We start from the raw sequence: 23,559 nt of genomic DNA, 5'->3' as shown, positions 1-23,559 counted from the left end.
AATCTACCCGGCATAATAAGAAGCATCAAACGTCAAGAGGGAGACAACGATGAGCCGGGATATTCAAAATTTGTTGCTCGACAGTCTATGCGATTCGATGCGCAACGTCATTCCGCGTCCGATCGATCAAGCCGAGGCGACCGCGGGCGAACGGCCCGATGCCGTCGACGAGATGGGCGTCGCGATCAGCTTCGCCGATCCGATCAGCGTGCGAATGATCATCGACGGCGAACGTCGGATGTTCAGCAAGATGAGCGAGGTCATGTTCGGCATGCCGATGGAAGGCGAGATGCTCGACAGCTGCGTCGGGGAGATCGCCAACATTATCGCCGGAGGAACGACGACGCTGCTTAGCAATCGCGGCATCTCCGCGGACATTACGCCTCCGTCGCTGCTCGCCGGGAAGACGGCGGTCGACGGGTACGAGAACGGTCTGGCGCTGAACATCGAAGAAGTCGGCAACATGCGGATCATGCTGCTCGGCGGCAACTAAAGGAGAGATCGAACAATGGCCAAAGTATTAGTCGTAGACGATGCCGCTTTCATGAGAATGATGATTAAAGACATCTTGATCAAAGGCGGCCACGAGGTCGTCGGAGAAGCCGAGAACGGCAAAGTCGCGGTTCAAAAATACCAGGAGCTGCAGCCGGATATCGTGACGATGGACATTACGATGCCGGAGATGGAAGGGATCGAGGCTGTCCGCGAGATCAAGAAGCAGCATGCCGCGGCCAAGATCGTCATGTGCTCGGCGATGGGACAACAAGGCATGGTCGTGCAAGCGATCCAAGCGGGGGCGAAGGACTTCGTCGTGAAGCCGTTCCAGAGCGACCGCGTGCTCGAGGCGCTGCGCAAGGCTCTCGCGTAAGGAACGAGGAACTTTCAGGAAACTCTCAGCCGTTTTTAAGGATGCGCTAATCCCATTTTCAGGTAACGCGTGAATAATGGGTGAGGCAAGGCCAATCTACGGTTGGAGGGATGACGATGAGAAAGACGGCAAGAACATTCAGCATCGCGGCGGCGTTGGCGGTCATGATCCCGCTTAGCGCTTATGCGGCGACGAGCGACGATTCGGGAGCGAAGGCCGAGAATAAGCCGGTAACGTCCGCGGTGAGCGGCGAGCATAAGGGACACGGGCCTCGGGGAGGCTTCGGCGGCAAGGAAGAGGCGATCGGCCAAGACGTGCTCGATCTGCTGAAGCTGGATAAGGACGCGCTGGCGGCGAAGCTCAAGGCGGGCGACACGCTCGCGGAAATCGCGGAAGCGCAAGGCGTCTCGCGCGAAAGCTTGAAGAAGGCGTTGACCGTAGCGTTCGACAAGAAGCTGGAAGAACGCAAGCAAGCGTACGCCGACGGATTGGACAAGCTGATCGATTCGGAGCTGAAGGGCGGAGCGGGAGACTTCGGCCGAGGCGGCATCGGGAAGAAGGGCATCGGCCGTACGCCATTGGATTTGACCGCCGCGGCGACGGCGCTCGGGCTTAGCGCCGAGGAGTTGAAGGCGGCGCTCGCCGAAGGCGAAGGCAAATCGCTGGCCGCGATTGCCAAGGAGAAGGGCATCGACGCGCAGAAGGTCATCGACGCGGTCGCCGCATCGATAACGACCGGCATTAACCAAGCGGTGACGGACGGCAAGCTGACGCAGGAAGAAGCGGCGAAGCGTCTGGCTGAAGTGCCGACGATCGCCGCGAAGATCGTGAACGAGACGGGCTTCGCCCACGGCGGCAAGCCGGGCGGCCATCGCGACGGCGGCCGCGGCTTCGGAGGCGAACGGGCGGGCAAGGGCGCCGGGGAGACTCCGTCGGCTTCGGCATCGCCTACCGCTTCCGTTCAATCGTAACCTCGAATAAACAAGCTTGCCCGGGTTTCCGCGTCGTGTCGCGGGGCTCGGGCAAGCTTATTTGTCGTGCATGGGAACAGGAGTGCCGGAGTTGCCGGGAATACGGCGAACGGGCGATCTACGCGCGCTCCGGCAAGCTCGACAACGACTTCAATCTCTCCCTGCGCCCGGGCAGTTGAGAGAGGAAGATGCGCAAGTCCGGGAAATCATCCAAGTTCAGCGAGTAATACACCCACTGTCCGCGCTTCGTCTCTTGGACTAACCCGGCGCTCTTCAGCTTGCGCAGATGCTGGCTCGCGTTCGGCTGGCTCGTGCCGAGCAGGTCGACCATATCGCCGACGCACAGCTCCCTCTCTTGCAGCAAGCCGAGAATCGCAAGCCGCGTCCTGTCGCCGAGCAGCTTCAGCAATTCGGCCATTTCCGATAGTTGATCGCTCATGTGAAAGCCTCCGTCCGAGTCGCGAGTGAAGGGCAAGTCAGATCAATACATATACATATAATTATACATCGGTTTCGCATGGACGGCTATCGGATCGCGCGAAAAGCGTCGGATCAATGCGAAGGGCGTCGGAAGCTTCCGAATTCGGTCAGGGAGATACGGAGCGAAGGTCAAGTTGCCGTTCTTGCTCCAAGTCTAGTGCGTTAGCGGAGTGTAGCTCCGCTATTGAGCCGAATTCCCGGACAAACTGTGAGTTAGTGGAGTGTAGCACCGCTAATGAGCCGAAGTCCCGGACAACCTTGGAGTTAGTGGAGTGTAGCTCCGCTAATGCGCCGAAGTCCCGGAGAACCTTGGAGTTAGTGGAGTGTAGCACCGCTAATGAGCCGAAGTCCCGGAGAACGTCGAAGTTAGTGGAGTGTAGCACCGCTATTGAGCCGAGGCCCTTCCGGTCCGCCCGTGCGTGCCGTATGCGTCCCCCGCCAGCCTACGTCGCCTTCAGCCGGTCGAAGAAGCCGGACACCGCCATCTCTGCCGCGCCCAGCATCGCGGATCGCTCGCCGAGCTCGGCGAACAGTAGCTGCACCTTCCTTAGGTGGAAGCCGATCGCGCGCTGCACGACCGTCTGGCGCAGCTCGGTCTCGAGCCACTCGCGGGCTTGGCTCATCCGGTTGCCGATGATGACCGCGTCGGGATTGAACACGTTGACAATGTTCGCGATGCCCACGCCGAGATACTCGCCGATGCCTTTGAACAGCGAGAGCACCTTCGCGTCGCCGCTCCCGGCCGCCGCGAGCAGCTGCTCCAGATCGCCGTAGCCGAGCTCCGCGGCTTGCGCCAGCAACGATTGCTCCGAGGCGTACATCTCCCAGCAGCCGCGGTTGCCGCAGCTGCACGGCTTGCCGTGCGCTTCGACGGACAGATGCCCCATCTCCCCGGAGAATCCCGACGCCCCCTTGTACAGCGCCTTATGCAAAATCAACCCCGTGCCGATCCCGATCCCGACGCTCACGTACACCAGATTGGAGACGTTCCGTCCGGCGCCGTACTTCTGCTCGCCGATCGCGCCCGCGTTCGCTTCGTTATCGATCGTTACCGGCAAGCCGTAACGATCGGATAACTGCCGCTCGAGCGGCACGTCCCGCCACTTCAAGTTCGGCGCGAACAGCACGGAGCCGGCCTCGTCCACGAGACCCGGCACGCCGACGCCGATGCCGACGATGCCGTAAGGACAAGCCGGAGCGGACGCGATCAACTGATCGATCGCGAGGCATAGCTCGCCGAATACGTACTCGGGCTCGGCGCGCCGAAGCGGCTCCGTCCATTCGCGAACGATGCCGCCCCGCAAATTCATCAACACGCCGCGGATATAGTTAACGCCAAGGTCGATGCCGATCGCATGGCCGGCGCTCGCGATGAATTCGAGCATAACCGGCTTGCGCCCCCCGCTCGACTCGCCCCGTCCGGTTTCGCGCACGAGCGAGCCGTCGATCAGATCCTGCACGAGGCTCGACACCGTGGCCTTGTTCAGTCCGGTACGCTCGGAGATTTGGGCGCGGGAGAGCGGAGCGCCGCGAAGGATCGACTCCAGCACGATCGCCGTATTGATTCGTTTGATTAAGGCCTGATCTCCAGTAGGCGTCGTCATCGTATGTTCCGGCTCCTCAACTCCATAATGATCTACATTATAGCACAATTTTCGCGCAAAAAACTTAGTTTATTGGATAGACAAACTAAGTATGGCGTGCTATTCTAATCTCATCAAGCGAGAAGGTAACGCTTACAAGGAGGATACATTCGAAATGGCTAAATTCAGCAACGTACCGAATATTCAATTCGAAGGACGCGGCTCCAAGAACCCGTTCGCGTTCAAGCACTACAATCCTAGCGAAGTGGTGCTCGGCAAAACGATGGAGGAGCACCTCCGCTTCGCGGTCACCTACTGGCATACGTTCAACGGCGCCGGCGCGGATCCGTTCGGCGTGGGCACGGCCGTTCGCAGCTGGGATTCCTACTCCCCGCTCGACAGAGCGAAAGCGCGCGTCGAAGCGAACTTCGAAATGCTCGAGAAGCTGAACGTTCCGTTCTACGCGTTCCATGACGCCGATATCGCTCCGGAAGGCGCCACGCTCGCGGAATCGAACAAGAACATCGACGTCATCGTCGCGATGCTGAAAGACTACCAGAAGTCGACGGGCAAGAAGCTGCTCTGGAACACCGTCAACCTGTTCACGAACCCGCGCTACGTTCACGGCGCGAGCACGTCGAACAACGCGGAAGTGTTCGCTTACGCCGCCGCGACGTTGAAGAAAGGCCTTGAAGTCGGCAAAGAGCTCGGCGCCGAGAACTACGTGTTCTGGGGCGGCCGCGAAGGTTACGAGTCGCTGCTGAACACGAACATGAAGCTGGAGCTCGACAACCTGGCCCGCTTCCTCCATATGGCGGTCGACTATTCGAAGGAAATCGGTTTCGACGCCCAATTCCTGATCGAGCCGAAGCCGAAGGAGCCGTCCAAGCACCAATACGACTTCGACACCGCGACCGCGATCGCGTTCCTTCACACGTACGGCTTGCAAGACAAGTTCAAAATGAACATCGAAGCGAACCACGCGACGCTGGCCGGTCACACGTTCGAGCATGAGCTGCACGTCGCCCGCATCAACGGCATGCTCGGTTCGATCGACGCGAACCAAGGCGACCTGCTGCTCGGCTGGGATACGGACGAATTCCCTACCGACCTTATGGCGACGACGCTCGCGATGTACGAGATTCTCAAGAACGAAGGCGGAATCGGCCGCGGCGGCGTCAACTTCGACGCCAAAGTCCGCCGTTCCTCGTTCGAGGACGAGGACTTGTTCTTCGCCCACATCGCCGGCATGGACACGTACGCCCGCGGACTGAAAGCGGCAGCGAAGCTGATCGAAGAGCGCGTGCTCGACGATATTCTCGCGCACCGTTACCGCAGCTTCGACGAAGGCATCGGCGCGGAGATCGTATCCGGCCGCGCGACGCTGAAGTCGCTCGAAGCCTACGCGCTGCAAGCAAAGCCGATCAAGAATGAATCCGCTCGTCTCGAGCAGCTGAAAGCCACGTTGAACGACGTCGTGTTCGGCGCGTTATAACGATCCCGTAATCCCGATTGCGCAATGCCGAACGAACCGAATTAGAATTAGGCGCATAAGCCGCCGCACTGTGCCCCACAAAGTGACCCGGATGCTTCGAAGCTTATACCGATTACTTTGCGGGGACCCCTTACGCCGCCCCCCGGAAGCCCCGGCGGGGCGGTTCGCATTTTCCCACACGAGGAGGAACTGAACCGATGAAATACGTCATTGGCGTAGACTTGGGCACGAGCGCGGTGAAGACGCTGCTGATCGCGCAGGACGGCGCGGTCAAGGCGGAAGCGACGCGGGAATACCCGCTGTTCCACGAGAAGTCCGGCTGGAGCGAGCAGGAGCCGGAGGACTGGGTAACCGGCACGATCGGCGCGCTGCAAGAACTGACGGCGCAAGCCGGCGTGAAGCCGCAAGACATCGAAGGAATGAGCTTCTCCGGACAGATGCATGGTCTCGTGCTGCTGGACCAAGCCGGCAAGCCGGTCCGCCGCGCGATGCTGTGGAACGATACGCGCACGACCGAGCAATGCCGCGAGATCGAGCGCGCGCTAGGCGACAAGCTGCTGTCCGTCACGCGCAACCCCGCGCTGGAAGGCTTCACCCTGCCGAAGATTCTATGGGTGAAGCAACACGAGCCGGAGACGTTCGCGCGAGCGAAGCAATTCTTGCTGCCGAAAGACTACTTGCGCCTTCGCTTGACCGGCGCATCGCATATGGACTTGTCCGACGCGGCCGGCACGCTGATGCTCGACGTCGCCGGCAAGCGCTGGAGCGAGGACGTCCTGTCCGCGTTCGGTCTTCCGGCCTCCTTCTGTCCGCCTCTCGTCGAAGCGAGCGGGCTCGTCGGCACGCTGTCGCCGGAAGCGGCGGCCGCTACCGGCCTGCTTGAGGCGACGAAGGTATTCGCCGGCGGCGCGGACAACGCGTGCGGAGCGATCGGCGCGGGTATCCTGTCCCCGGGAGTGACGCTATGCAGCATCGGCACGTCGGGCGTCGTCCTGACGTACGAAGCGGATGCGAGCGCGGATTACGCGGGCAAGGTGCACTTCTTCAACCACGGCAAGCCGGACGCCTTCTATGCGATGGGCGTTACGCTGGCCGCGGGTTATTCGCTGAGCTGGTTCCGCAATACGTTCGCCAAGGGCGAGTCTTACGAGCAATTGCTGGACGGCGTCGACGCGATCCCGGCGGGATCGGGCGGCTTGCTGTTCACCCCGTATCTCGTCGGCGAGCGTACGCCGCATCCGGACGCGGTCATCCGCGGCAGCTTCGTCGGCATGGACGGCAGCCATACGCGGACGCACTTCGCCCGCGCGGTCATGGAAGGCATTACGTTCTCGCTTAACGAATCGATCGACCTGTTCCGCGCGGCGGGCAAGACGGTCGACACGATCGTCTCGATCGGCGGCGGCGCCAAGAACCCGGTATGGCTCCAGATGCAGGCCGACGTGTTCCAAGCGAACGTCGTCGCGCTCGAGAACGAGCAAGGTCCGGGGCTCGGAGCGGCGATGCTGGCCGCTGTCGGCTGCGGCTGGTTCGCGAGCTTGGACGCTTGCGGCGAAGTGTTCGTCAAGCGCGCGCGCACGTACGTTCCGAATCCCGATACGAGCGAAGCGTACGGCAAGCTGTTCAGAATCTATCAGCAAGTGTACGCGCAGACCCGAGAGCTGAACGCGAGCTTGAAAGCTTTCCGAAACTAATCGGGTAAGTTACAATAGAAGACAAGGAATCAAGGGTTGCCTCCCTTTTCCTTCTAAGCCTCCGCAATTCCCGGCCGGTAACCGGGAGGAGGCTTTTATTCTTATCCGGAGGAGGGCGGCAATGACGGAACGGAACGAGAGAGTCGCGTTGGTCACGGGAGCGGGAAGCGGATTCGGCTTATTGACGGCGTTGCTTCTGGCGGATAAAGGCTGGATCGTATACGCGGGGTTGCGGGACGCCGGCAGGCAGAGCGAATTGAACGACGGGGCGAGGGAGCGCGGAGTCGAACGCCTCGTGCTCCCGATCCAGCTCGACGTGACGGACGCGGGTCAGATCGAAGAAGCGGTTCGGACGATACGCGAGAGGCACGGACGCTTGGACGCGCTCGTCAACAACGCCGGCTTCGCCGCGGGCGGCTTCGTCGAAGAGGTGCCGATCGAGGATTGGCGGAAGCAGTTCGAGACGAACGTGTTCGGGCTCATCGCGATGACGCAGGCGGCATTGCCGGTCATGCGGGCGCGTCGAACGGGGAGAATCGTGCTCGTCAGCAGCGTCAGCGGACGGATCGGCTTCCCGGCGTTGGCGCCGTACGTCGCCTCCAAGCATGCGGTGGAAGGCTTCGGCGAATCGCTGCGTCTCGAGTTGGCGGCATTCGGCATCGGAGTCAGCTTGATCGAGGCGGGACCGTACCGGACGCCGATCTGGCGCAAAAGCATAACCGCGCTGCGCGAGCCGGCGCCGGAGTCTCCTTATTACGAGACGTACGGGCGGCTCAAACCGATGCTGGAGCATTCGTCGGCGAACGGCGGAGATCCGGCGCGCGTCGCCGAGACGATCTGGCGGGCGATCAGCGACGCGAAGCCGAAGCTGCGCTATATGCCGACCCGCAGCGAGAAGCTGACGCTCGCGGCGAAGCAATGGCTGCCTTGGAGAGTCATCGAGAGAACGGCGCTGAAGGCGATGGGAGTGAAGAAGAAGTGACAGATACGACATCTAACGCTTTCCTGCATATCGTCAACGGCGACATCGTAGGGGATCAACTGCGCGCGGCATCCATCGGGGGAGACGTGCTCGTCTGGCGCGAAATCTATACAGCGGGCCCGCTCGACGCCCGGCTTGCCGTCAGGGCGGAATGGCTGGAGACGTTCTACGGCATCCCGAAGCAAGAGTACTTCGAGCGGACCGAGTATCAGTTGTCCGCATTCGAGCAGGCGCTTCAGGGCGGGCTTCGGATCGCGTTATGGATCGATCCGGATCTGTTCGACCATGCGATCCTCATGAAGTTGTGCCATCAGGCGAAAACGGTCGCCGTTACGAATCGGACTTCGCTGGAACTCGTGGCGTTGCCTGCGGGTCCTTATTCCGACGACCGGCTTGGGGACGCCTGGGACCGTTCCCGCTCGACGCTCCGCGCCGACGAAGTGTCGGAGCTGGCGTCCGCTTGGGAAGCTTACGCGAAGAACGACCGCGCGGGCCTCGAGCTCTGGGTATCCGTGAAGGGCAGGAAGCATCCGGTTACGTCTTCGGCCCTACGGTTTCATCTGAATCGCTGGCCGGGAGCGGACGGTCTCGGCCATGTCGAGAGGATTACGCTAACGAAGCTCGCGGAGCAGGCCGAAGGACGCTTGTCCAAGTTCAAGCTGTTCCAGCTCGTTTCCAAGCATTGCGACCTGTTCGGGATGGGCGATCTGCAATATTGGCATATTCTCCGGTGCTTGGACGCTTGCGAACCGCCGATGATCAGCCTTCGGCGAGACGACGTGCTTCTGGCGGAAGCCGGCAGGGAAGTGCTGTCCGGCAAGCGGCTGGCGCCGCCCCGGTCGAACGAGCTCTCGTCGGGCAACGCATAGCGCGCGCGGCGGCTGGCAATCCTATCCGGGACTACCCTAACGATCAGGTACAGGAACGGAGAGATCAGCCGATGAGCCACGCCGCATTGTTATTCCAATTTCCCGATGCCCGGCAAGCGGCCCTTGCGGGCGATACGCTTGAAGAGCTCGGCTACGAGCCGCAGCTTCACGAGGGAGGGCGCCTGCATATTCACGTGCATAACGAGGATCTGACCTCGGCGCTGGAGATCGTGCAGTGCTACGCGGGGCAATTGATGGAGCACGCCCCGGCGGAGGCGGTGGTCATTACCGACGTCGCGTACGGAATGGATGCGATACCGATTCCGGCGCATACGGTGAACGAGGACTGGGAGGATCAATATCGGGAGCTCGCAGGCAACGCGGCGTCCGACGAACGAGACTTCGACCCGGACGACGGTTCCTACGATCGCTTCGACGCGCGATAATCGGTAGCGAACGAATCGGCCCTGCTTCCTTCATCGGAGGCAGGGCTATTAAGTTGGACTGATATCCCCCTCTCAACTTTTATGGTATAATATGGATGCGGGAGGAGATAGGAATGCGCAGCAAAAGCTAACTGAAATCATCGAACAAGGACATCGAGATAAATTATTTGAACATCCGGACGGAGAATATTGGCTTATCGCTTTTACGACTAAAAACCTCGCCTATCTAGAGTATACTGTAGATAAAACGAGAGAGGGGTTTCCTTTATCGGATCATTTGATGGCTCACAGTAAGCTATCAAGGCACGATCACCCACTAAAAGGTCTTCTTATCGTTAAACATGGAGAAGACAAACCATTCGAAAACAATTTAAAAGCAGGATATACAAGAAACATTAATTTACAGTATCCTGAAAAGTTCAGAGTAAAGATTCCGCCTATTAACAGGAATAACGATACCGAAGTCACGTTTCTAGAGGAACTAAGCCGGAGATTCACAGCAGAAACAACAGGAGACGTACATCTATATACGACATTAGAGCCTTGTATTAGCTGCGATTTTGTTATCATTAATTTTTTGAATCTCTTTCGTAACATCAGTTTAAATATTTATTTCCATGAAAAATGTTCGGATTGCGAAGATTATTCCTAAGGAAAAGGGTAACAAATATAATTAAGGTCAAGGAGGAGATGTCATGGCAGTTGGTCTTACGGGCGAAGACTTTAACGACAAGTCAACAGATGAAGTTGTTATGTATATCGATTATCTTTGGAGAGAGTTGCAGGAAGGACAGTTGAATCCCGACTATGCAGATATAACTTACTCTATTTACGATGAGGTCGAATCATGGACTCGCAAACAAGTTTCAAATGCAGGTGTTATTTTTGAGAAGTTTCGTGTACTAAATGATGCCGCAAATTATAAGGATGATGCAATGAAACAAGAAGTAATGGATTGGATAGAGCGAACGAGAGACGAGTTAGGTTCAATCGACAATCGGTTTAATTCATTAATTTCGGGTGAAAACGTAGAATATAGGTTTATCGATCATCTGGGCAATATCGTAGGCCGCTTAGAGATCAAAGAAGATATCTTGAAAACGCCAAAAGTCAGCAGGAGCCTAAAAAGGATAAATAACGGTCATTGAACACCCGCCATCACAGGTTCGTGAAGGCGGGGTATTTTTTTATTACCATTTTTGTGCCTGCTCGGCGGCGTTCTTGCCCGCGGTGAAGCCGGTCGAGAATGCGGCGGTGATGTTATAGCCGCCCGTGTAGCCGTGAATGTCCAATATTTCTCCGCAGAAATAGAGTCCGTCCATCTGCTTCGACTGCATCGTCCTCGGATCGATCTCCTTCAAGTTCACGCCCCCGCCCGTCACGAAAGCTTCCTCGATGGACAGTGTGCCGTTCACCGCGACGGGAAACGCTTTGACGATGCGAGCCAAGTCGTTCCAAGCTTGCTTCGGCAAGTTGTCGAACGTCAAGTCTTCCTTCAGCCCAGCGAGCTCGAATAAGTACGGAAGCATCCGTTCGGGCAAGTACCCCTTCAGCACGTTCTTGATCGCCTTCTTCGGTTCGTTCTTCGCGAGCGCATACGTCTCTTCGTATACTTCTTCGGCGCTCAGACGCGGCAACAGGTCGATCGTCGTCTGCGCCGCGGCTCCCCCTTGCTGCTTCAACTGCTTCACGACGAATTGGCTGCATCGCAGCGCAATCGGACCGGATAAGCCGAAATGGGTGAAGATCATGTCTCCTTCGTGAGTGATGATCTTCTTGCCTTTGGCGTTCCACACCGACAGGCCGACGTCCCGCAGCGATAAGCCTTGCAACGCTCTGCTGCGGATGAACGGCTCCTTCGACGTCAGCGGCACTTCGGTCGGGAACAGCTCGGTGATCGTGTGTCCCGCCGCTTCGGCCCACGCGTAGCCGTCTCCCGTCGACCCCGTGTGGGGCACCGACTTGCCTCCGACGGCCACGATGACGCAAGCGCCGCGCGCGACTTCCCCCGTCGCCAGCGCGACGCCGGCCGTTCTGCCGTCCTCGTACAGCACGCGATCGACCGGGCAATTCACCCGAATGTCCACGCCTTGCGCGCGCACTTGGTTCACGAGCGCGTCCACGACCGTCTTCGCCTTGTCCGAGACGGGGAACATTCTGCCGTTGTCTTCTTCCTTCAGCTCGATGCCCATTCGTTCGAAGAACGCGACGATGTCGCGATTGCCGAACGTGGCGAGCGCGCTGTACAGAAACCGGCCGTTGCCGGGAATATGTTTGATCAGCTCGTCGAGTTCTTTGGCGTTCGTGACGTTGCACCTGCCGCCGCCCGAAATGCCCAGCTTGCGCCCGAGCTTGTCTCCCTTGTCCAGCAGCAGCACCTTCGCCCCGGCTTCGCTCGCGGCTACGCCCGCCATAAGTCCGGAGGATCCGGCCCCGACGATTATTACGTCATAGTTCATCGTTCGTTTGCCCCTATTATCGATATGCTAGTACAAGTATACCCGAATTCGGCTATCGATGTTTATTGTAACAATCGAATAAATGTGGTTAACTAATGGTATTAAATCCCTAATACCCGCTAATATTTGCTAAATTATTCGTATATATATTCGATATATCCGGGAGGACGAGCAGGAATGTGGAAGGATACGCTGCTGCAAACATTGATCGCGCTACTTCCCGCATTCCTGTTCTTGATCTGGTACGACCGTCCCGAACGCAGCCGTTACGTCTCGGCGTTCATCGGCGTCGTCTGCGGCGCTTCGATGGTGCTTACGTTCCAATACGCGGCCTATACCGAGCTCGGGCAAAATTTCGACTTGCGCTACGTGCTGCTTACGATCGGATCGCTCTACGGCGGAATTCCGACCGCGGCGTTCCTTACGGTACTCTACCTCGCGACAAGAATTCCGCAATTGACGGAGCTGTGGCAGTACGCTATGTTGGCGGCTACTCTCCTCGTTTTCCTGCCGCTCCTGTACGTTCGCGCGGCGTCCTTCACGCAACGCGGCTACGCGGTCAAGATGAAGCAAGTGTCGCTCTTGTGCGGCGTACTTCTGACCTTCTATCTGCTTAGTCACGCGATATGCATATACAAATTCCGGCCGGACGATCTGTCGGCGTACTTCGGTCCCGTCCTGCTCTATGGTTGCGTCTTCTTGATCGTGATTTACGTTACGGTCCATCTCGCGGAGATGACGTACGAACGCGTCCGCATGCAGTCCCAACTGCGCGTCGTCTCGCAGAAGTACTTGAACGAGATGCGGAGGCTGCAATTGCTCATCGACAATACGCCGCTGACGGTCGCCTTCTTCGACGGTCAAGGGCTGTTGACCCATATTAACGAAGAGGCGCTTAAGCACATGCATCCGCTTACGCGCAAAGACTTGATCGGACGAACGTTGGACGACATCTACTCGAACAGGGAGAAGCAACTGGAGGTTTCCCCCGTCGAGCGAATCAGGAACGGAGAAGAACGTTTCACGGAGATCGTGCGCTACCGGGGTCGAGTCTATTACACGGTCACCTGCAGGGTCGTAGAGGTGCCTTCGCGGCAGCTCGAGGGCATTCTGCACGTGGGGCAGGACATCACGGAATTGCAGCGATTGAAGGACGAGGTCGACCGCATGGAGCGGCTGAGCCTCGTCGGCCAGATGGCGGCGAGCATTACGCACGAGATCCGCAACCCGATGGCCGTCATCCGCGGCTTCATCCAGTTGCTCGACGAGCGCAGCGCGCCGGAGCAGCAGTCGTATTTTCGCATCGTGCTGGAGGAACTCGATCGCGCCAACGCCATCATCAACGACTTCTTGTCGCTCGCGCAGAACCGGATCGTCGAGAAGGAGTTGGGCGATCTTCACGACGTGCTGAACGACGTCATTCCGCTCATCTGGGCGGACGCGAACATGCGGGGGCAAGTGTTCGAAGTGAAGCTGTGCGACCGGATGGAGATGCTCAATCTGAACAGCAAGGAAATCAAGCAGCTCATTCTGAATTTGGCGCGCAACGGCATGGAAGCGATGAACGACAAAGGCGTGCTGCGGATCGAGACGATCAATCTGCAAGACATTATCCAATTGCGGGTCATCGACTCGGGCGTCGGCATCTCCCAGGAGAAGCTGGAGAAGCTGTTCGAGCCGTTCTATACGACGAAGGCGAACGGAACCGGACTCGGGCTTGCGCTATGCCTCAGCATCGTCGAGCGTCATAACGGCAAAATCCACGTCGAATCGGTGCCGGGACAAGGGACGACGATCATCGTGTCGTTGTGCAAGCCGGGGCGAAATTGTTGGCAATGATCGCCCGGCGGGCGGATAAGGGAGGACGATCGGGATACACTACGGGGGATACATCCAACCAAGGAGGAAGCTCCCATGACCCAGTCTCAAGATCGCGGGCAGACCGCGGGCAAATCCGCCAGCCAAGGCAAGAAAGACCGTTCGCCGACTTCCCCCGGATACGACAAAAGACTGGACGGACCGAATCGTCCGTCGACGTGAAGACTAGACGCGGCAGGGCGGCATGAGGGACGATACCCATCCATCCTATGCGAACGTGAAACCGGCGCAAAGCCGCGACGATTCCGAGCTCGATCCGTTCGAAATCGAATTTCGGGCGGAATTCCGCGACAACCGGGGCCCGCGGGAGCCGTTCGTCAACGAACACGGCGTTGTGGTCGGGGATCACGATTACGAATCTCCGCAATCTCCGCTCGAGAACTGGAGCAGCGACACGGACCCCTCGATCATGTCCGGAGGGCAGTGGGTGCATCCGTACAAAGACATCGGCTTCCTGACCCGAGAGAACCGGGACTTGTTCGAGAAGGGCATCGCGCCTTTCTCCGGGTTGTTCATGCACCCGACTCACTCGGCTTCCGCCTCGGCGGAATTCGACGACGACGAATATTTTCCGGTGCCCGAAGTATTGGACGAGCCATGAACGGAAGACCAGATGACGAAGGCCGAGCCTAGGGCGTCCCATGGGTTCGGTCTTCGGCGCGTTCGGGGAAGGTTTTGACGGGGCTTGCGCCGGCGCGTTATAATGAAGGAAATCGCGGGCGAGATCCCGCAACAGAATGCGAGGCGATTGTAGTGTCGATGTCTTTCGAACGCTATATGATGGATATGATTCAACCGATGCGCGACGATCTGACGCGGCTCGGCATTCAGGAGCTTAGAACGCCGGAGGAAGTAGAGAGCGAGCTTCCGAACGCGAAGGGAACCTCATTGGTCGTCATCAACTCGGTGTGCGGCTGCGCCGCCGGCCAATGCCGTCCGGGCGTCGCGCAAGCGCTTCGGCATGACGCGCTGCCGGATCACACGTTCACGGTATTCGCCGGACAAGACAAGGAAGCGACCGCGAAAGCACGCGAATACTTCCTGCCTTACCCGCCGTCTTCGCCGTCCATCGCTTTGCTGAAGGACGGAGAGCTCGTGCACTTCATCGAGAGACATCAGATCGAGAACCGCAGCGCCGACGACATCGCGGCCGACTTGACGGATGCGTTCGATCGTTACTGCCGGTAATCGGCCTAGTATCCCGGGACGCGGCTAGACCGGCTGCGTTCCCGGGATATTTTGCGTTTCGGGGCTTCGGGTGAACGGCGATAAGCGGTTAAAGGGGACAGGGACGATGAGCTTGCAGCAGCGAATTATCGCGGCGCTCGGCGTGAAGCCGACGATCGACGCCGATACGGAAATCGCAAGGCGCGTAGCGTTCTTGAAGAGCTACGTGAAGGAAGCGGGCGCGACCGGACTGCTGATCGCGATCAGCGGCGGCGTGGACAGCGCGGTGGCTGCCGGTCTGTGCAAACGGGCGACGGACGAGCTGTCGGCGGAGACGGGCCGGGAATATATGACGCTGGGCGTCTTCCAGCCGTACGGAGAGCAAGAGGACATTCAGCATAGCTACGCGGTCGCCGAGGCGTTCGGATTGACGCGCAAGGCCGAGACGAATATCGAGCAGGCCGTGGACGAAATCGTGATCGAGACGGAATACGCCTTCAAGTCGCTCGGCATCCATCGGCATATGAGCCGCGGCGGCAAGGGCAACGTGAAGGCGCGGACGCGCATGGTCGTCCAGTATGCGCTCGCGTTCGATCTGAACTTGCTCGTCGTCGGAACAGACCACGCTTCCGAGGCGCTCACGGGCTTCTTCACGAAGTGGGGCGACGGCGCAGTCGACGTGACGCCTCTCAGCACGCTCGATAAGCGCCAGATTCGTCAGCTCGCGCGAGCGCTCGGCGTCCCCGCCGCGGTCATCGACAAGGCGCCGACGGCCGGATTGTGGGAAGGACAGACGGACGAGGCCGAGCTCGGGGTCACGTACGAGGACAACAGCGATTATCTGGAAGGCAAAGAGATTTCACCGCAAGCGAGAGAGAAGCTAGAGCAGCGCTACCTTCGCACCGAACACAAACGCAAGCCGATACCGGGCATATAAGATGAGGGCGGAAATCGTCGGAATCGGATTGGATATCGTCGAGCTGGAGCGGGTAGCGTCGGTGCTCTCCGGATCGGCCGGAGAGCGGTTCTCGGCAAGAGTGCTGACGCCGAGCGAACGGAAGACGTCGGAAGGCTTGACGCACATGCGGCGAGTGCAATACGTGGCGGGCAGGTTCGCCATGAAGGAAGCGGTCGTGAAGGCGCTCGGCTGCGGCATCGGGGCGATCGTCGGCTTCCAGGATATCGAGGCGCTGCCGGACGAATACGGGAAGCCGGTATGCCGGCTGTCGGAAGCGGCGCTGGAACGGCTCGGGCTCGCGGGGCGCCCGCCGCGCATCCACGTGGCGATTACGCACGAACGTTCCATGGCCGCCGCCACCGCCTTAATCGAGAAGGACCGATAGACGGCCCACCTCAACGTGGGCTGTTTTATTTTGTAAATTTACTCCAATATATAGGTAGCGTATAATAGATTTCAGATGGCCGAACGATAGGAAGCCATTTCGAACGGGGAGCTCTAATGACGACAACGTACGTATCGATCATGATGAAACATTTCGAACAGATGCAGATCGAAGTCGCCGCGGCGGCGGAAACCGTCATCGGAGCGGATTCCGCCGAGGCGAAGGAAGCGGTATTCGATTGCAATCGGTTCGTATGGATCGCCAAAGGCGAAGGGCGCTTGCACATGCAAGGCAAGACGCTGCCGATCGCGAGCGGTACTCTGTGCGTGTTGCTCTCGGGCATCGCGCATCGGTTCGAGCCGGCGCCGGGGACGACTCTGACCGTGCAATGGGTACATTTTCGCGCGAGCTACGAAGATCGGGACTTGTATCGCAGCTTGAGCTTGCCGTCCGTGACGCAAGTGGCAAGCTTCGGAGAGGTTGCGTCCGTATTCGAGCGCATCTTCGAATACTTGGGTCATGAGCGGCTGACGTCGAGACTTCGCTTGAAGTCGTTAATGCTCGAGCTGATCAGCGCCTATATCGACAATCTATCGATCGACGCGAACGAGAAGGCTCCGTCGCACGATCTGCAGAAGATCGAAGCGGTGATTCAATATATCGATAATCATCTGGCGGATAATATTACGGTGGAAGAGCTGGCGAAGCAAGTCTACTTGCACCCGAACTATTTCATTATGTTCTTCAAAGGTATGATGGGATATTCTCCCATACAATACGTGAACCAACGGCGAATGGAGACGGCCAAAGGGCTGCTGCTGCAGCCGGAATGCAACGTATCGGCGGTCGCGAACAAAGTCGGGATGCAAATCTACTATTTCTCCCGCATGTTCAAGTCGCATACGGGGCTGTCGCCGAGCCGCTTCCGCAAACAGGGAACGATGAACTTCATAGCCGCGACGGGAGAAGGGGTATAGATTCGGTGAGCGAAGCAAGACGGTATTTCAGCACGGAGCTGCTGCGTTGGTATAAAAGAGAACGCCGCGATCTGCCTTGGCGCCGCACGAAGGATCCGTACCACATCTGGGTGTCGGAGATCATGCTGCAGCAGACGCGGGTCGAGACGGTCATTCCTTACTTCAACCGGTTCGTCGGGCGCTTCCCGACGTTGCGGGAGCTGGCCGAGGCGCCGGAAGAGGACGTGCTGAAGCACTGGGAAGGGCTCGGCTACTACTCGCGGGCCCGCAACCTGCAGGCCGCCGTCCGCGAGGTCGTCTCCGGGTACGGAGCGCAGGTTCCTTCGGAGAAGAAGGCCGTGTCGGGATTGAAAGGGGTCGGACCTTACACGGCCGGCGCCATTCTGAGCATCGCGTACAATCAACCCGAGCCCGCGGTCGACGGCAACGTCATGCGCGTGCTGTCGCGGTACTTCCTGCTCGAGGACGATATCGCCAAGCCCGCGACGCGCGTTGGCATGGAGAGCCTGGCGGCAGCGCTTATTCCGGAAGGGGAAGCAAGCGACTTCAACCAAGCGCTCATGGAGCTCGGGGCCATGGTGTGCACGCCGAAGAGCCCGTCGTGCGGGGATTGCCCGGTAGCGCTCCATTGCATGGCGCGCGAGGCCGGACGCGAACGCGAGCTGCCGGTGAAGAGCAAGGCGAAGCCGCCGAAGCCGGTGGCGCGGGTCGCCGCGTTAGTCGAAGGCGTCGGTCGCCATGCGGGCCAAGTGCTCGTGCGGCAGAGGCCGGGCACCGGGCTGCTCGCGAGCATGTGGGAGCTGCCGCATATCGAGACGGCGGACGCCGCCGTCTGGGAAGACCCGGCGGCCGCCGGCCGTCTGGCGGCGGCTGCCTTGGCCGAAGAAGGGCTGCGCGTCCGGCCGACGGAGCATCTGGCGGACGCGCAGCACGTGTTCACGCATCTCGTCTGGCAGGTGCGCGTCATCGGCGCCGCGCCGCTGGAGGAGCTCCGGCTGCCGGCGCATTACCGCTGGGTCGGACCGGAGGAATTCGAGAACTACTCTTGGCCTAACGTGTTCCGCAAATTGTTAACGGAATATTTCATCTCGCGTCCTCATTGAGGGAAGCCTCGCCGTACCGGTTCGCCGGCCGCGGCGGGGCTTTTTTTCGTTGCGGGCGAATTCTCCTACCCTTCACACTTTGCTAACAGTCGTCTCATATTCGGTTCGTTCGTCGCGGAAAAAACATGCTTTTATAACATTCAATCCGGGAAAGATCACATAATTGTTCGGTATCTTTAACGTAACAGCAACGCTGACAACGCAATGGAAACGAGAGGGGTAATCACCCATGGAGAAGCGTGACGGCCGATGACCTTAATTCAATTCTACAAACAATTGATCATCGAGGCATTCCAGAAGTTCGAGCCCGTGTGGCGGGAAGATCGCAGGTACGAGCAAGGCGTCAGATGGATCAAGCGGAACTATCCGAACCAAGAGCAACTGCAAATCACGGAGATGAAACACGAACCGCCGGTGCTCATGTATTCGATCGTGCTGCCGGAGCTTTACTTGCAGACGACGATCTACGAGGAAATCAAAAGCTACAAATCGCAATACGAGCTGACGCTGGCGATCTTGGACCGCAAGCTGTGGCTGAACGCGACGGTGTCGACGGCCAATCTGCAGGATTCGATCATGGGCTTCATTCATCAAGCGCGCGGCCAACTGATGAACATCATAGATTGCACCATTCAGCTTCAAGAGGATTACGGGATTACCCCTAGCAACGAAACCAGTATCCACTAGAACGAGGAGAGAAATGATGATGAGATTGACGATTCGCGCGAAATTATTAGGTAGCTTCCTAATCGTACTGGCCTTGCTCGTGGTCGTAGGAGCGACGGCGATCATGCAGATGAGGTCGCTGAACGGCTCGATCAAAACCGTGCAGCACAATTGGATGCCGAGCATTAACAAGCTATCGGATATGCGCGGCGACTATATCTCGCTCTCGAGCGCGATGATGGCGATGTACTTGTCTCCGGAAGGCGAGAAGAGGGACGCGCGGGAAGCGCAGCTGAACGATACGATGGCCCGATACAGCGACTCGCTCGACGATTACGAAGACTTGATTATCTCGCCGGAGGAGAGAACGCTCTACGACGACGTCAAGACCGCGACGGACGAGTATTATGCTCAGATCGGACTCGTGATCGCCGGAATCAAAGCGAAGGACCCGAACGCGATCGCGCTGCTGTCCGCGGCATCTCCGCTCGTAGAGACGGGCAAGGCGGCGATCAACGAATGGATTCATTACAATATCGAGGGCTCCGGCAAAGAAGTCGCCCATGCCAACGACACGAATACGAAAGGCACGACGATCATAATCGTGCTGGGCATCATCGCGGTAATCGCGGGACTCGGTCTCGCCGTCGTCATCTCCGAGAACTTGCGAAGAGGCGTGCAGTCGGTGCTTGACGTCGCGACGAAGGCGGCGAACGGGGATTTGCGCGAACTCGCGGCCGTTCGCGGCAAGGACGAGGTCGGCGTGCTGGCGACGGCGTTCAACGGCATGATGAACAACTTGCGGAAGCTGATCGGGCATACGCTGGATTCCGCGCAGAGCGTCGCCGCGGCGGCGCAGGAAATATCGGCGACGACGGAAGAGATCGCCAAGGGCAGCACCGACCAGGCGGAAGCCGCGCAGACGATCAGCGAGCTCGTGAACGAGATGACCCGCGCCGTGAACGCGGTAGCGGATAACGCCGAGTCGGTATCGACGCTCTCCGACCGCACGCGTCAGGGCGCCGAAGAAGGCGGAGCGGCCGTGCAAGCTTCGATTAACGGCATGGAACGATTGTCGAAGCAGATGCACCTGCTGGAGCAAGATTCCGAGAAGATCGGCCGGATCATCGAGGTCATCGACGAAATCGCCGAGCAGACGAACTTGTTGGCGCTGAACGCGGCGATCGAAGCGGCGAGGGCCGGGGAGCAAGGACGCGGATTCGCCGTCGTCGCCGACGAGGTTCGGAAGCTGGCGGAACGAAGCGGGGAAGCGACGAAGCAGATCGCGACGATCATCAAAGGAATGCAGCGCAATACCGACCACAGCGTGAAGGCGGTCGAAGAAGCGTCGGCGCTGTCGGCCAAGACGGGCGCGACGTTCGATCAGATCGTTCGCATGGTCGGGGAAACCGCTGCGCAGGTGGCCGAAATCGCCGCGGCAAGCGAAGAGCAAGCCGCGCAATCCGACGAAGTGATGCGCGCCATCGAGACGATCGCGGCCGCAAGCCAGCAGTCGGCCGCGTCGGCGGAAGAGACGGCAAGCTCGTCTCACGGCCTCGCCCAACTATCGGACGAGCTGAATCAGAACGTGTCCATCTTCAAGGTATAGAAGGAGAAGCTGCTCATGAGCGACCATATCGTCATCGGTATTAACGAGGAGAAATACGGGCTGGCCATCGCGGACATCCAGGAGATCATCAAGCTGCTTCCGATCACGGACATTCCCAGCGTGCCGCATTACGTGGAAGGCGTCATTAACCTGAGGGGGCGGATCGTGCCGGTAATCGGCATGCGGGCGAGATTCGGCATGCCGGTCGGGGATCGGGGCGAAGCGTCGAGAATCGTCATCGTCAATACGGCGGAAGGCGAAGCGGTCGGCTTGCTCGTGGACAACGTCATGCAGGTCGTGCCGTTCGCCGAAGCGCTACCCGCGCCGGACGGCGTCGGCGGAGGCGACCAGACGTACTTGAAAGGCATCGGCAAGCTGGACGACCAATTGATCAGCCTGCTCGATCTGGGCAAGGTGCTAGGGAAGGGAGAGAGCCACCGATGAACGATTCTTTCGCCGCGGCCTATCTGGGAGTATTCCTGGACGAGCTGGAGGAACAACTGCAAATCTTGGACCATTCGATCTTGGAACTCGAGCACGGCGGCAATAGGCAGGATACGCTTCAGACGATATTCCGGGCGGCGCATACGCTCAAGGGCTCTACCGCCGCGATGGGCTTCACCCGGATGAAGGACGTCACGCACAAGGTCGAGAGCGTGTTCGATCTGCTTCGCAATCAACGTCTGCAAGTCGATTCGACGCTGATCGATACGCTGTTCCAGTGCATCGACTACTTGAAGCATCAGCGCGTGATGCTGCGGCAAGGCAACTACGAAGAGCAGCCGAACGACAAGCTGCTTCTGCTGCTAGGGGACTGCTTGAACGGTAGCTCGGCGTCCGCCGCCCTCGGGGCGGAAGCGGAGCTCGTCGCCATCGAAGCCGCGATCGCGGCTGTCCCGCAGGAGGAGCCGGAAGTCGCGATGATAATCAACGCGGGATGCACGGCCTATCGTCTCGTCAGCGTTAGGCTAGATCAGGAAGCGGACATGCCGATCGTGAAGGCGATGATCGTCCATCGGAATTTAAGCGAGCTCGGAGAAGTCGTCGGCATATCCCCGTCGATGGACGGATGGGACGACGAAGCGGCGTTGCTCGCGGGTCCGATTACGTTCGCGGTCGTATCCGAGGCGGCGGACGAGGCGATCGTCGCCGACCTGATGCAAATCTCCCAGGTTGCCGAAGCGCGAATCGGCGCGACCGTACGAACGGCCGAGAAGGAGCCGAAGCCGTCGCCCGTTCAGGACGAGACGATATTCGCCGGCGGCGCGGTCCAGTCCGATACGAAGCAAGCGTCGGACGCGAAGGTGCAAGTACAACCGACGGTGCGCGTGGACGTTAACCGGCTCGAGCATCTTATGAACTTGGTCGGGGAGCTCATCATCGACAACACCCGGCTGCAGGAAGTGAAGCGCAGATTCGGCGACCGGTTCAAGCAAGAGCCGGAGACGGCGCTCTTGACGGACGTCACGGACCATCTGAGCCGCGTCGTGTCGGAGCTGCAGGACGGCATGATGAAGACGCGGATGATGCCGATCGAGCAGTTGTTCAATCGCTTCCCTCGCATGGTGCGCGACCTGGCACAGCAAGCGGGCAAAGAAATCTCGCTGTCCATCGAAGGGAAAGAGACCGAGCTCGACCGCACGCTCATCGAGGAGATCAGCGATCCCCTCATCCACATCCTGCGCAATGCGGCCGATCACGGTCTCGAATCGCCGGACGAGCGGGAGAAGCTGGGCAAGAGCCGCAAAGGCAACATCATGCTGCAGGCGAGCCACCAAGAGAACGCGATCATCATCAAGATCGCGGACGACGGACGCGGCATAGACGCGAACAAGCTGAAGCGCTCTTCGATTCAGAAAGGGTACGTCACGCAAGAAGAAGCGGACCGGATGACGGACAAGGAGCTGATCTCGCTTATTTTCCGCTCGGGTGTATCTACCGCGGAGCAAGTGACGGAGCTGTCGGGACGCGGCGTCGGCATGGACATCGTCCGTGCGCATATCGAGAAGCTGAACGGACTCGTCGACATCGACACGTCTATCGGAGAAGGCACCGTCTTCACGATCAAGCTGCCGCTCACTCTCGCGATTACCCGCTCTCTGCTCGTTCAGCTCGGCAAGCATCGCTTCGCGATTCCGCTCGTCAACGTGCTCGAGACGTTCCGGCTGACTCCGGCGGACATCCAAACGGTGCACGGACGCGAAGTGTGCGTCGTTCGCGGCAGCATCCTACCGCTCATCCGGATGCACCGCGCGCTCGGCACGACGGAGAGCGGCTCGGGCCAACGGGGTTACGCGGTCATGATCGGCGTCGCGGACAAGCGCGTCTGCCTGTACGTCGACCGTCTCATCGCCAATCAGGAGATCGTCATGAAGTCGCTCGGCTCGTTCCTCGGCCAAGTGCCGTACGTATCCGGCTCTACGATATTGGGCGACGGCAGCATCGCGCTCATTCTGGACGTGAACGCGGTCGTCCGCGAGGCGGGCACGACCGCTCAGAAGGACGAAGCGACGAAGCATGGCGGACGGATGGATAAGCTGGTTATGTTCATGCTGGAGGGCGAGCGTTACGCGCTGGACATCTCGCACTTGAAGGAAATCATCAAGGTGCCGTCGATCTTGCGCGTCGCGAACGCGCCGCAAGAAGTGCTCGGCTTAATCAACCTCCGGGGCGCGTTGCTGCCGGTCATCGATATACGTCCGAGCCTCGGACTCCCGCAAGCGGCGGGAAGCGAGCAATCGCGCATTCTCATCTTGAACGAAGCGGGACGCGATATCGGCGTGCTCGTCGACGAGGTCGCGGAAGTCGTCAATATGCGCGCGGACCAAGTCGAGCCGGCGCCGGATCAGATTGCCGCCATCTCGCGGCATTACATTCGCGGAATCTACAAACAGAACGAGCAACTAATCGTGTTGCTGCGCATGGACGCCATCGTCGGCACGCATCGGCTCGACGCGCTTCATGCGTAA

The 23,559-nt window shown here is 59.2% G+C and carries 25 protein-coding genes; 22 read left to right on the top strand and 3 right to left on the bottom strand.

The window, feature by feature from the left end; genetic code table 11:
• Positions 1–49: 49 nt before the first annotated feature.
• The 3 genes from ACFQZG_RS12605 to ACFQZG_RS12595 all read left to right on the top strand — a co-directional run bounded on the left by ACFQZG_RS12605 (position 50) and on the right by ACFQZG_RS12595 (position 1,839).
• On the top strand, positions 50–493 hold the full coding sequence (locus ACFQZG_RS12605; protein WP_378152947.1) for a chemotaxis protein CheX: 444 nt from the start codon (positions 50–52) through the stop codon (positions 491–493).
• A 15-nt stretch (positions 494–508) separates the two neighbouring features.
• Positions 509–868 (top strand): response regulator, encoded by a 360-nt coding sequence (locus ACFQZG_RS12600; protein WP_378152945.1) that lies wholly within the window; start codon positions 509–511, stop codon positions 866–868.
• Positions 869–984: 116 nt separating this feature from the next.
• Positions 985–1,839 carry a hypothetical protein gene (locus ACFQZG_RS12595; RefSeq protein WP_378152943.1) on the top strand — a complete coding sequence of 285 codons (855 nt, stop codon included), beginning with the start codon at positions 985–987 and terminating at the stop codon, positions 1,837–1,839.
• A gap of 118 nt (positions 1,840–1,957) precedes the next feature.
• Here ACFQZG_RS12595 and ACFQZG_RS12590 read toward each other — a convergent pair whose 3' ends face one another.
• Entirely contained in the window at positions 1,958–2,278 is a 321-nt protein-coding gene (locus ACFQZG_RS12590; protein ID WP_378152941.1) for an ArsR/SmtB family transcription factor, read from the bottom strand.
• Between the two features lie 484 nt (positions 2,279–2,762).
• The gene (locus ACFQZG_RS12585) at positions 2,763–3,923 is read right to left on the bottom strand and encodes an ROK family protein (RefSeq protein ID WP_378152939.1); all 1,161 of its coding nucleotides are present in this window, start codon (positions 3,921–3,923) and stop codon (positions 2,763–2,765) included.
• A gap of 154 nt (positions 3,924–4,077) precedes the next feature.
• On the opposite strand from ACFQZG_RS12585, the gene xylA reads away from it, so the two are divergent.
• From xylA to ACFQZG_RS12550, 7 genes are all read left to right on the top strand, one after another.
• A complete protein-coding gene (gene xylA, locus ACFQZG_RS12580) occupies positions 4,078–5,397 on the top strand; it encodes a xylose isomerase (RefSeq protein ID WP_378152937.1) in 1,320 nt (439 codons plus the stop codon).
• A 197-nt stretch (positions 5,398–5,594) separates the two neighbouring features.
• Positions 5,595–7,091: a xylulokinase gene (gene xylB, locus ACFQZG_RS12575; RefSeq protein ID WP_378152935.1), complete on the top strand. Its 1,497-nt coding sequence runs from the start codon at positions 5,595–5,597 to the stop codon at positions 7,089–7,091.
• Between the two features lie 121 nt (positions 7,092–7,212).
• Positions 7,213–8,073 (top strand): SDR family oxidoreductase, encoded by an 861-nt coding sequence (locus ACFQZG_RS12570; RefSeq protein ID WP_378152933.1) that lies wholly within the window; start codon positions 7,213–7,215, stop codon positions 8,071–8,073.
• Positions 8,070–8,942, top strand: a complete 873-nt coding sequence (locus ACFQZG_RS12565; RefSeq protein WP_378152931.1) for a DUF1835 domain-containing protein — start codon at positions 8,070–8,072, stop codon at positions 8,940–8,942. Before ACFQZG_RS12570 ends, ACFQZG_RS12565 begins: the two co-directional genes overlap by 4 nt.
• Before the next feature lie 71 nt (positions 8,943–9,013).
• Entirely contained in the window at positions 9,014–9,388 is a 375-nt protein-coding gene (locus ACFQZG_RS12560) for a hypothetical protein (RefSeq protein ID WP_378152929.1), read from the top strand.
• 91 nt (positions 9,389–9,479) lie between these two features.
• Positions 9,480–10,040 (top strand): deaminase domain-containing protein, encoded by a 561-nt coding sequence (locus tag ACFQZG_RS12555; protein ID WP_378152927.1) that lies wholly within the window; start codon positions 9,480–9,482, stop codon positions 10,038–10,040.
• Between the two features lie 43 nt (positions 10,041–10,083).
• The gene (locus tag ACFQZG_RS12550) at positions 10,084–10,536 is read left to right on the top strand and encodes a hypothetical protein (protein WP_378152925.1); all 453 of its coding nucleotides are present in this window, start codon (positions 10,084–10,086) and stop codon (positions 10,534–10,536) included.
• A 42-nt stretch (positions 10,537–10,578) separates the two neighbouring features.
• Here the strand turns inward: ACFQZG_RS12550 and ACFQZG_RS12545 are convergent, their stop codons facing one another.
• Complete coding sequence (locus ACFQZG_RS12545; protein ID WP_378152923.1) at positions 10,579–11,847, bottom strand: BaiN/RdsA family NAD(P)/FAD-dependent oxidoreductase; 1,269 nt, start codon at positions 11,845–11,847, stop codon at positions 10,579–10,581.
• A 177-nt stretch (positions 11,848–12,024) separates the two neighbouring features.
• Between ACFQZG_RS12545 and ACFQZG_RS12540 the strand changes: the two genes are divergently transcribed.
• The 12 genes from ACFQZG_RS12540 to ACFQZG_RS12485 all read left to right on the top strand — a co-directional run bounded on the left by ACFQZG_RS12540 (position 12,025) and on the right by ACFQZG_RS12485 (position 23,559).
• Entirely contained in the window at positions 12,025–13,686 is a 1,662-nt protein-coding gene (locus ACFQZG_RS12540) for an ATP-binding protein (protein WP_378152921.1), read from the top strand.
• A gap of 75 nt (positions 13,687–13,761) precedes the next feature.
• Positions 13,762–13,887, top strand: a complete 126-nt coding sequence (locus tag ACFQZG_RS12535; protein ID WP_378152919.1) for a spore protein — start codon at positions 13,762–13,764, stop codon at positions 13,885–13,887.
• 22 nt (positions 13,888–13,909) lie between these two features.
• Entirely contained in the window at positions 13,910–14,326 is a 417-nt protein-coding gene (locus tag ACFQZG_RS12530) for a DUF3905 domain-containing protein (RefSeq protein ID WP_378152917.1), read from the top strand.
• Between the two features lie 152 nt (positions 14,327–14,478).
• The gene (locus tag ACFQZG_RS12525) at positions 14,479–14,913 is read left to right on the top strand and encodes a BrxA/BrxB family bacilliredoxin (protein WP_378152915.1); all 435 of its coding nucleotides are present in this window, start codon (positions 14,479–14,481) and stop codon (positions 14,911–14,913) included.
• 106 nt (positions 14,914–15,019) lie between these two features.
• Positions 15,020–15,829, top strand: a complete 810-nt coding sequence (gene nadE, locus ACFQZG_RS12520) for an ammonia-dependent NAD(+) synthetase (protein ID WP_378152913.1) — start codon at positions 15,020–15,022, stop codon at positions 15,827–15,829.
• 1 nt (position 15,830) lies between these two features.
• A complete protein-coding gene (gene acpS, locus ACFQZG_RS12515) occupies positions 15,831–16,235 on the top strand; it encodes a holo-ACP synthase (RefSeq protein WP_378152911.1) in 405 nt (134 codons plus the stop codon).
• A gap of 116 nt (positions 16,236–16,351) precedes the next feature.
• Positions 16,352–17,212, top strand: coding sequence for a helix-turn-helix domain-containing protein (locus tag ACFQZG_RS12510; RefSeq protein ID WP_378152909.1), 861 nt, complete (start codon positions 16,352–16,354; stop codon positions 17,210–17,212).
• Between the two features lie 5 nt (positions 17,213–17,217).
• On the top strand, positions 17,218–18,315 hold the full coding sequence (mutY, locus tag ACFQZG_RS12505; protein WP_378152907.1) for an A/G-specific adenine glycosylase: 1,098 nt from the start codon (positions 17,218–17,220) through the stop codon (positions 18,313–18,315).
• Positions 18,316–18,564: 249 nt separating this feature from the next.
• Entirely contained in the window at positions 18,565–19,002 is a 438-nt protein-coding gene (locus tag ACFQZG_RS12500) for a hypothetical protein (RefSeq protein ID WP_378152905.1), read from the top strand.
• A gap of 19 nt (positions 19,003–19,021) precedes the next feature.
• Positions 19,022–20,590, top strand: a complete 1,569-nt coding sequence (locus tag ACFQZG_RS12495) for a methyl-accepting chemotaxis protein (RefSeq protein WP_378152904.1) — start codon at positions 19,022–19,024, stop codon at positions 20,588–20,590.
• A gap of 15 nt (positions 20,591–20,605) precedes the next feature.
• Positions 20,606–21,034 carry a chemotaxis protein CheW gene (locus tag ACFQZG_RS12490; protein ID WP_378152902.1) on the top strand — a complete coding sequence of 143 codons (429 nt, stop codon included), beginning with the start codon at positions 20,606–20,608 and terminating at the stop codon, positions 21,032–21,034.
• Positions 21,031–23,559 (top strand): chemotaxis protein CheW, encoded by a 2,529-nt coding sequence (locus ACFQZG_RS12485; protein WP_378152901.1) that lies wholly within the window; start codon positions 21,031–21,033, stop codon positions 23,557–23,559. The genes ACFQZG_RS12490 and ACFQZG_RS12485 overlap by 4 nt, the downstream gene beginning before the upstream one ends.

The sequence above is a fragment of the Cohnella sp. GCM10027633 genome, from assembly GCF_042675445.1.
Lineage (GTDB): Bacteria > Bacillota > Bacilli > Paenibacillales > Paenibacillaceae > Cohnella.
Note: the sequence above shows the minus strand (reverse complement) of the source record. Positions and strands in the feature narration are given on the sequence as shown.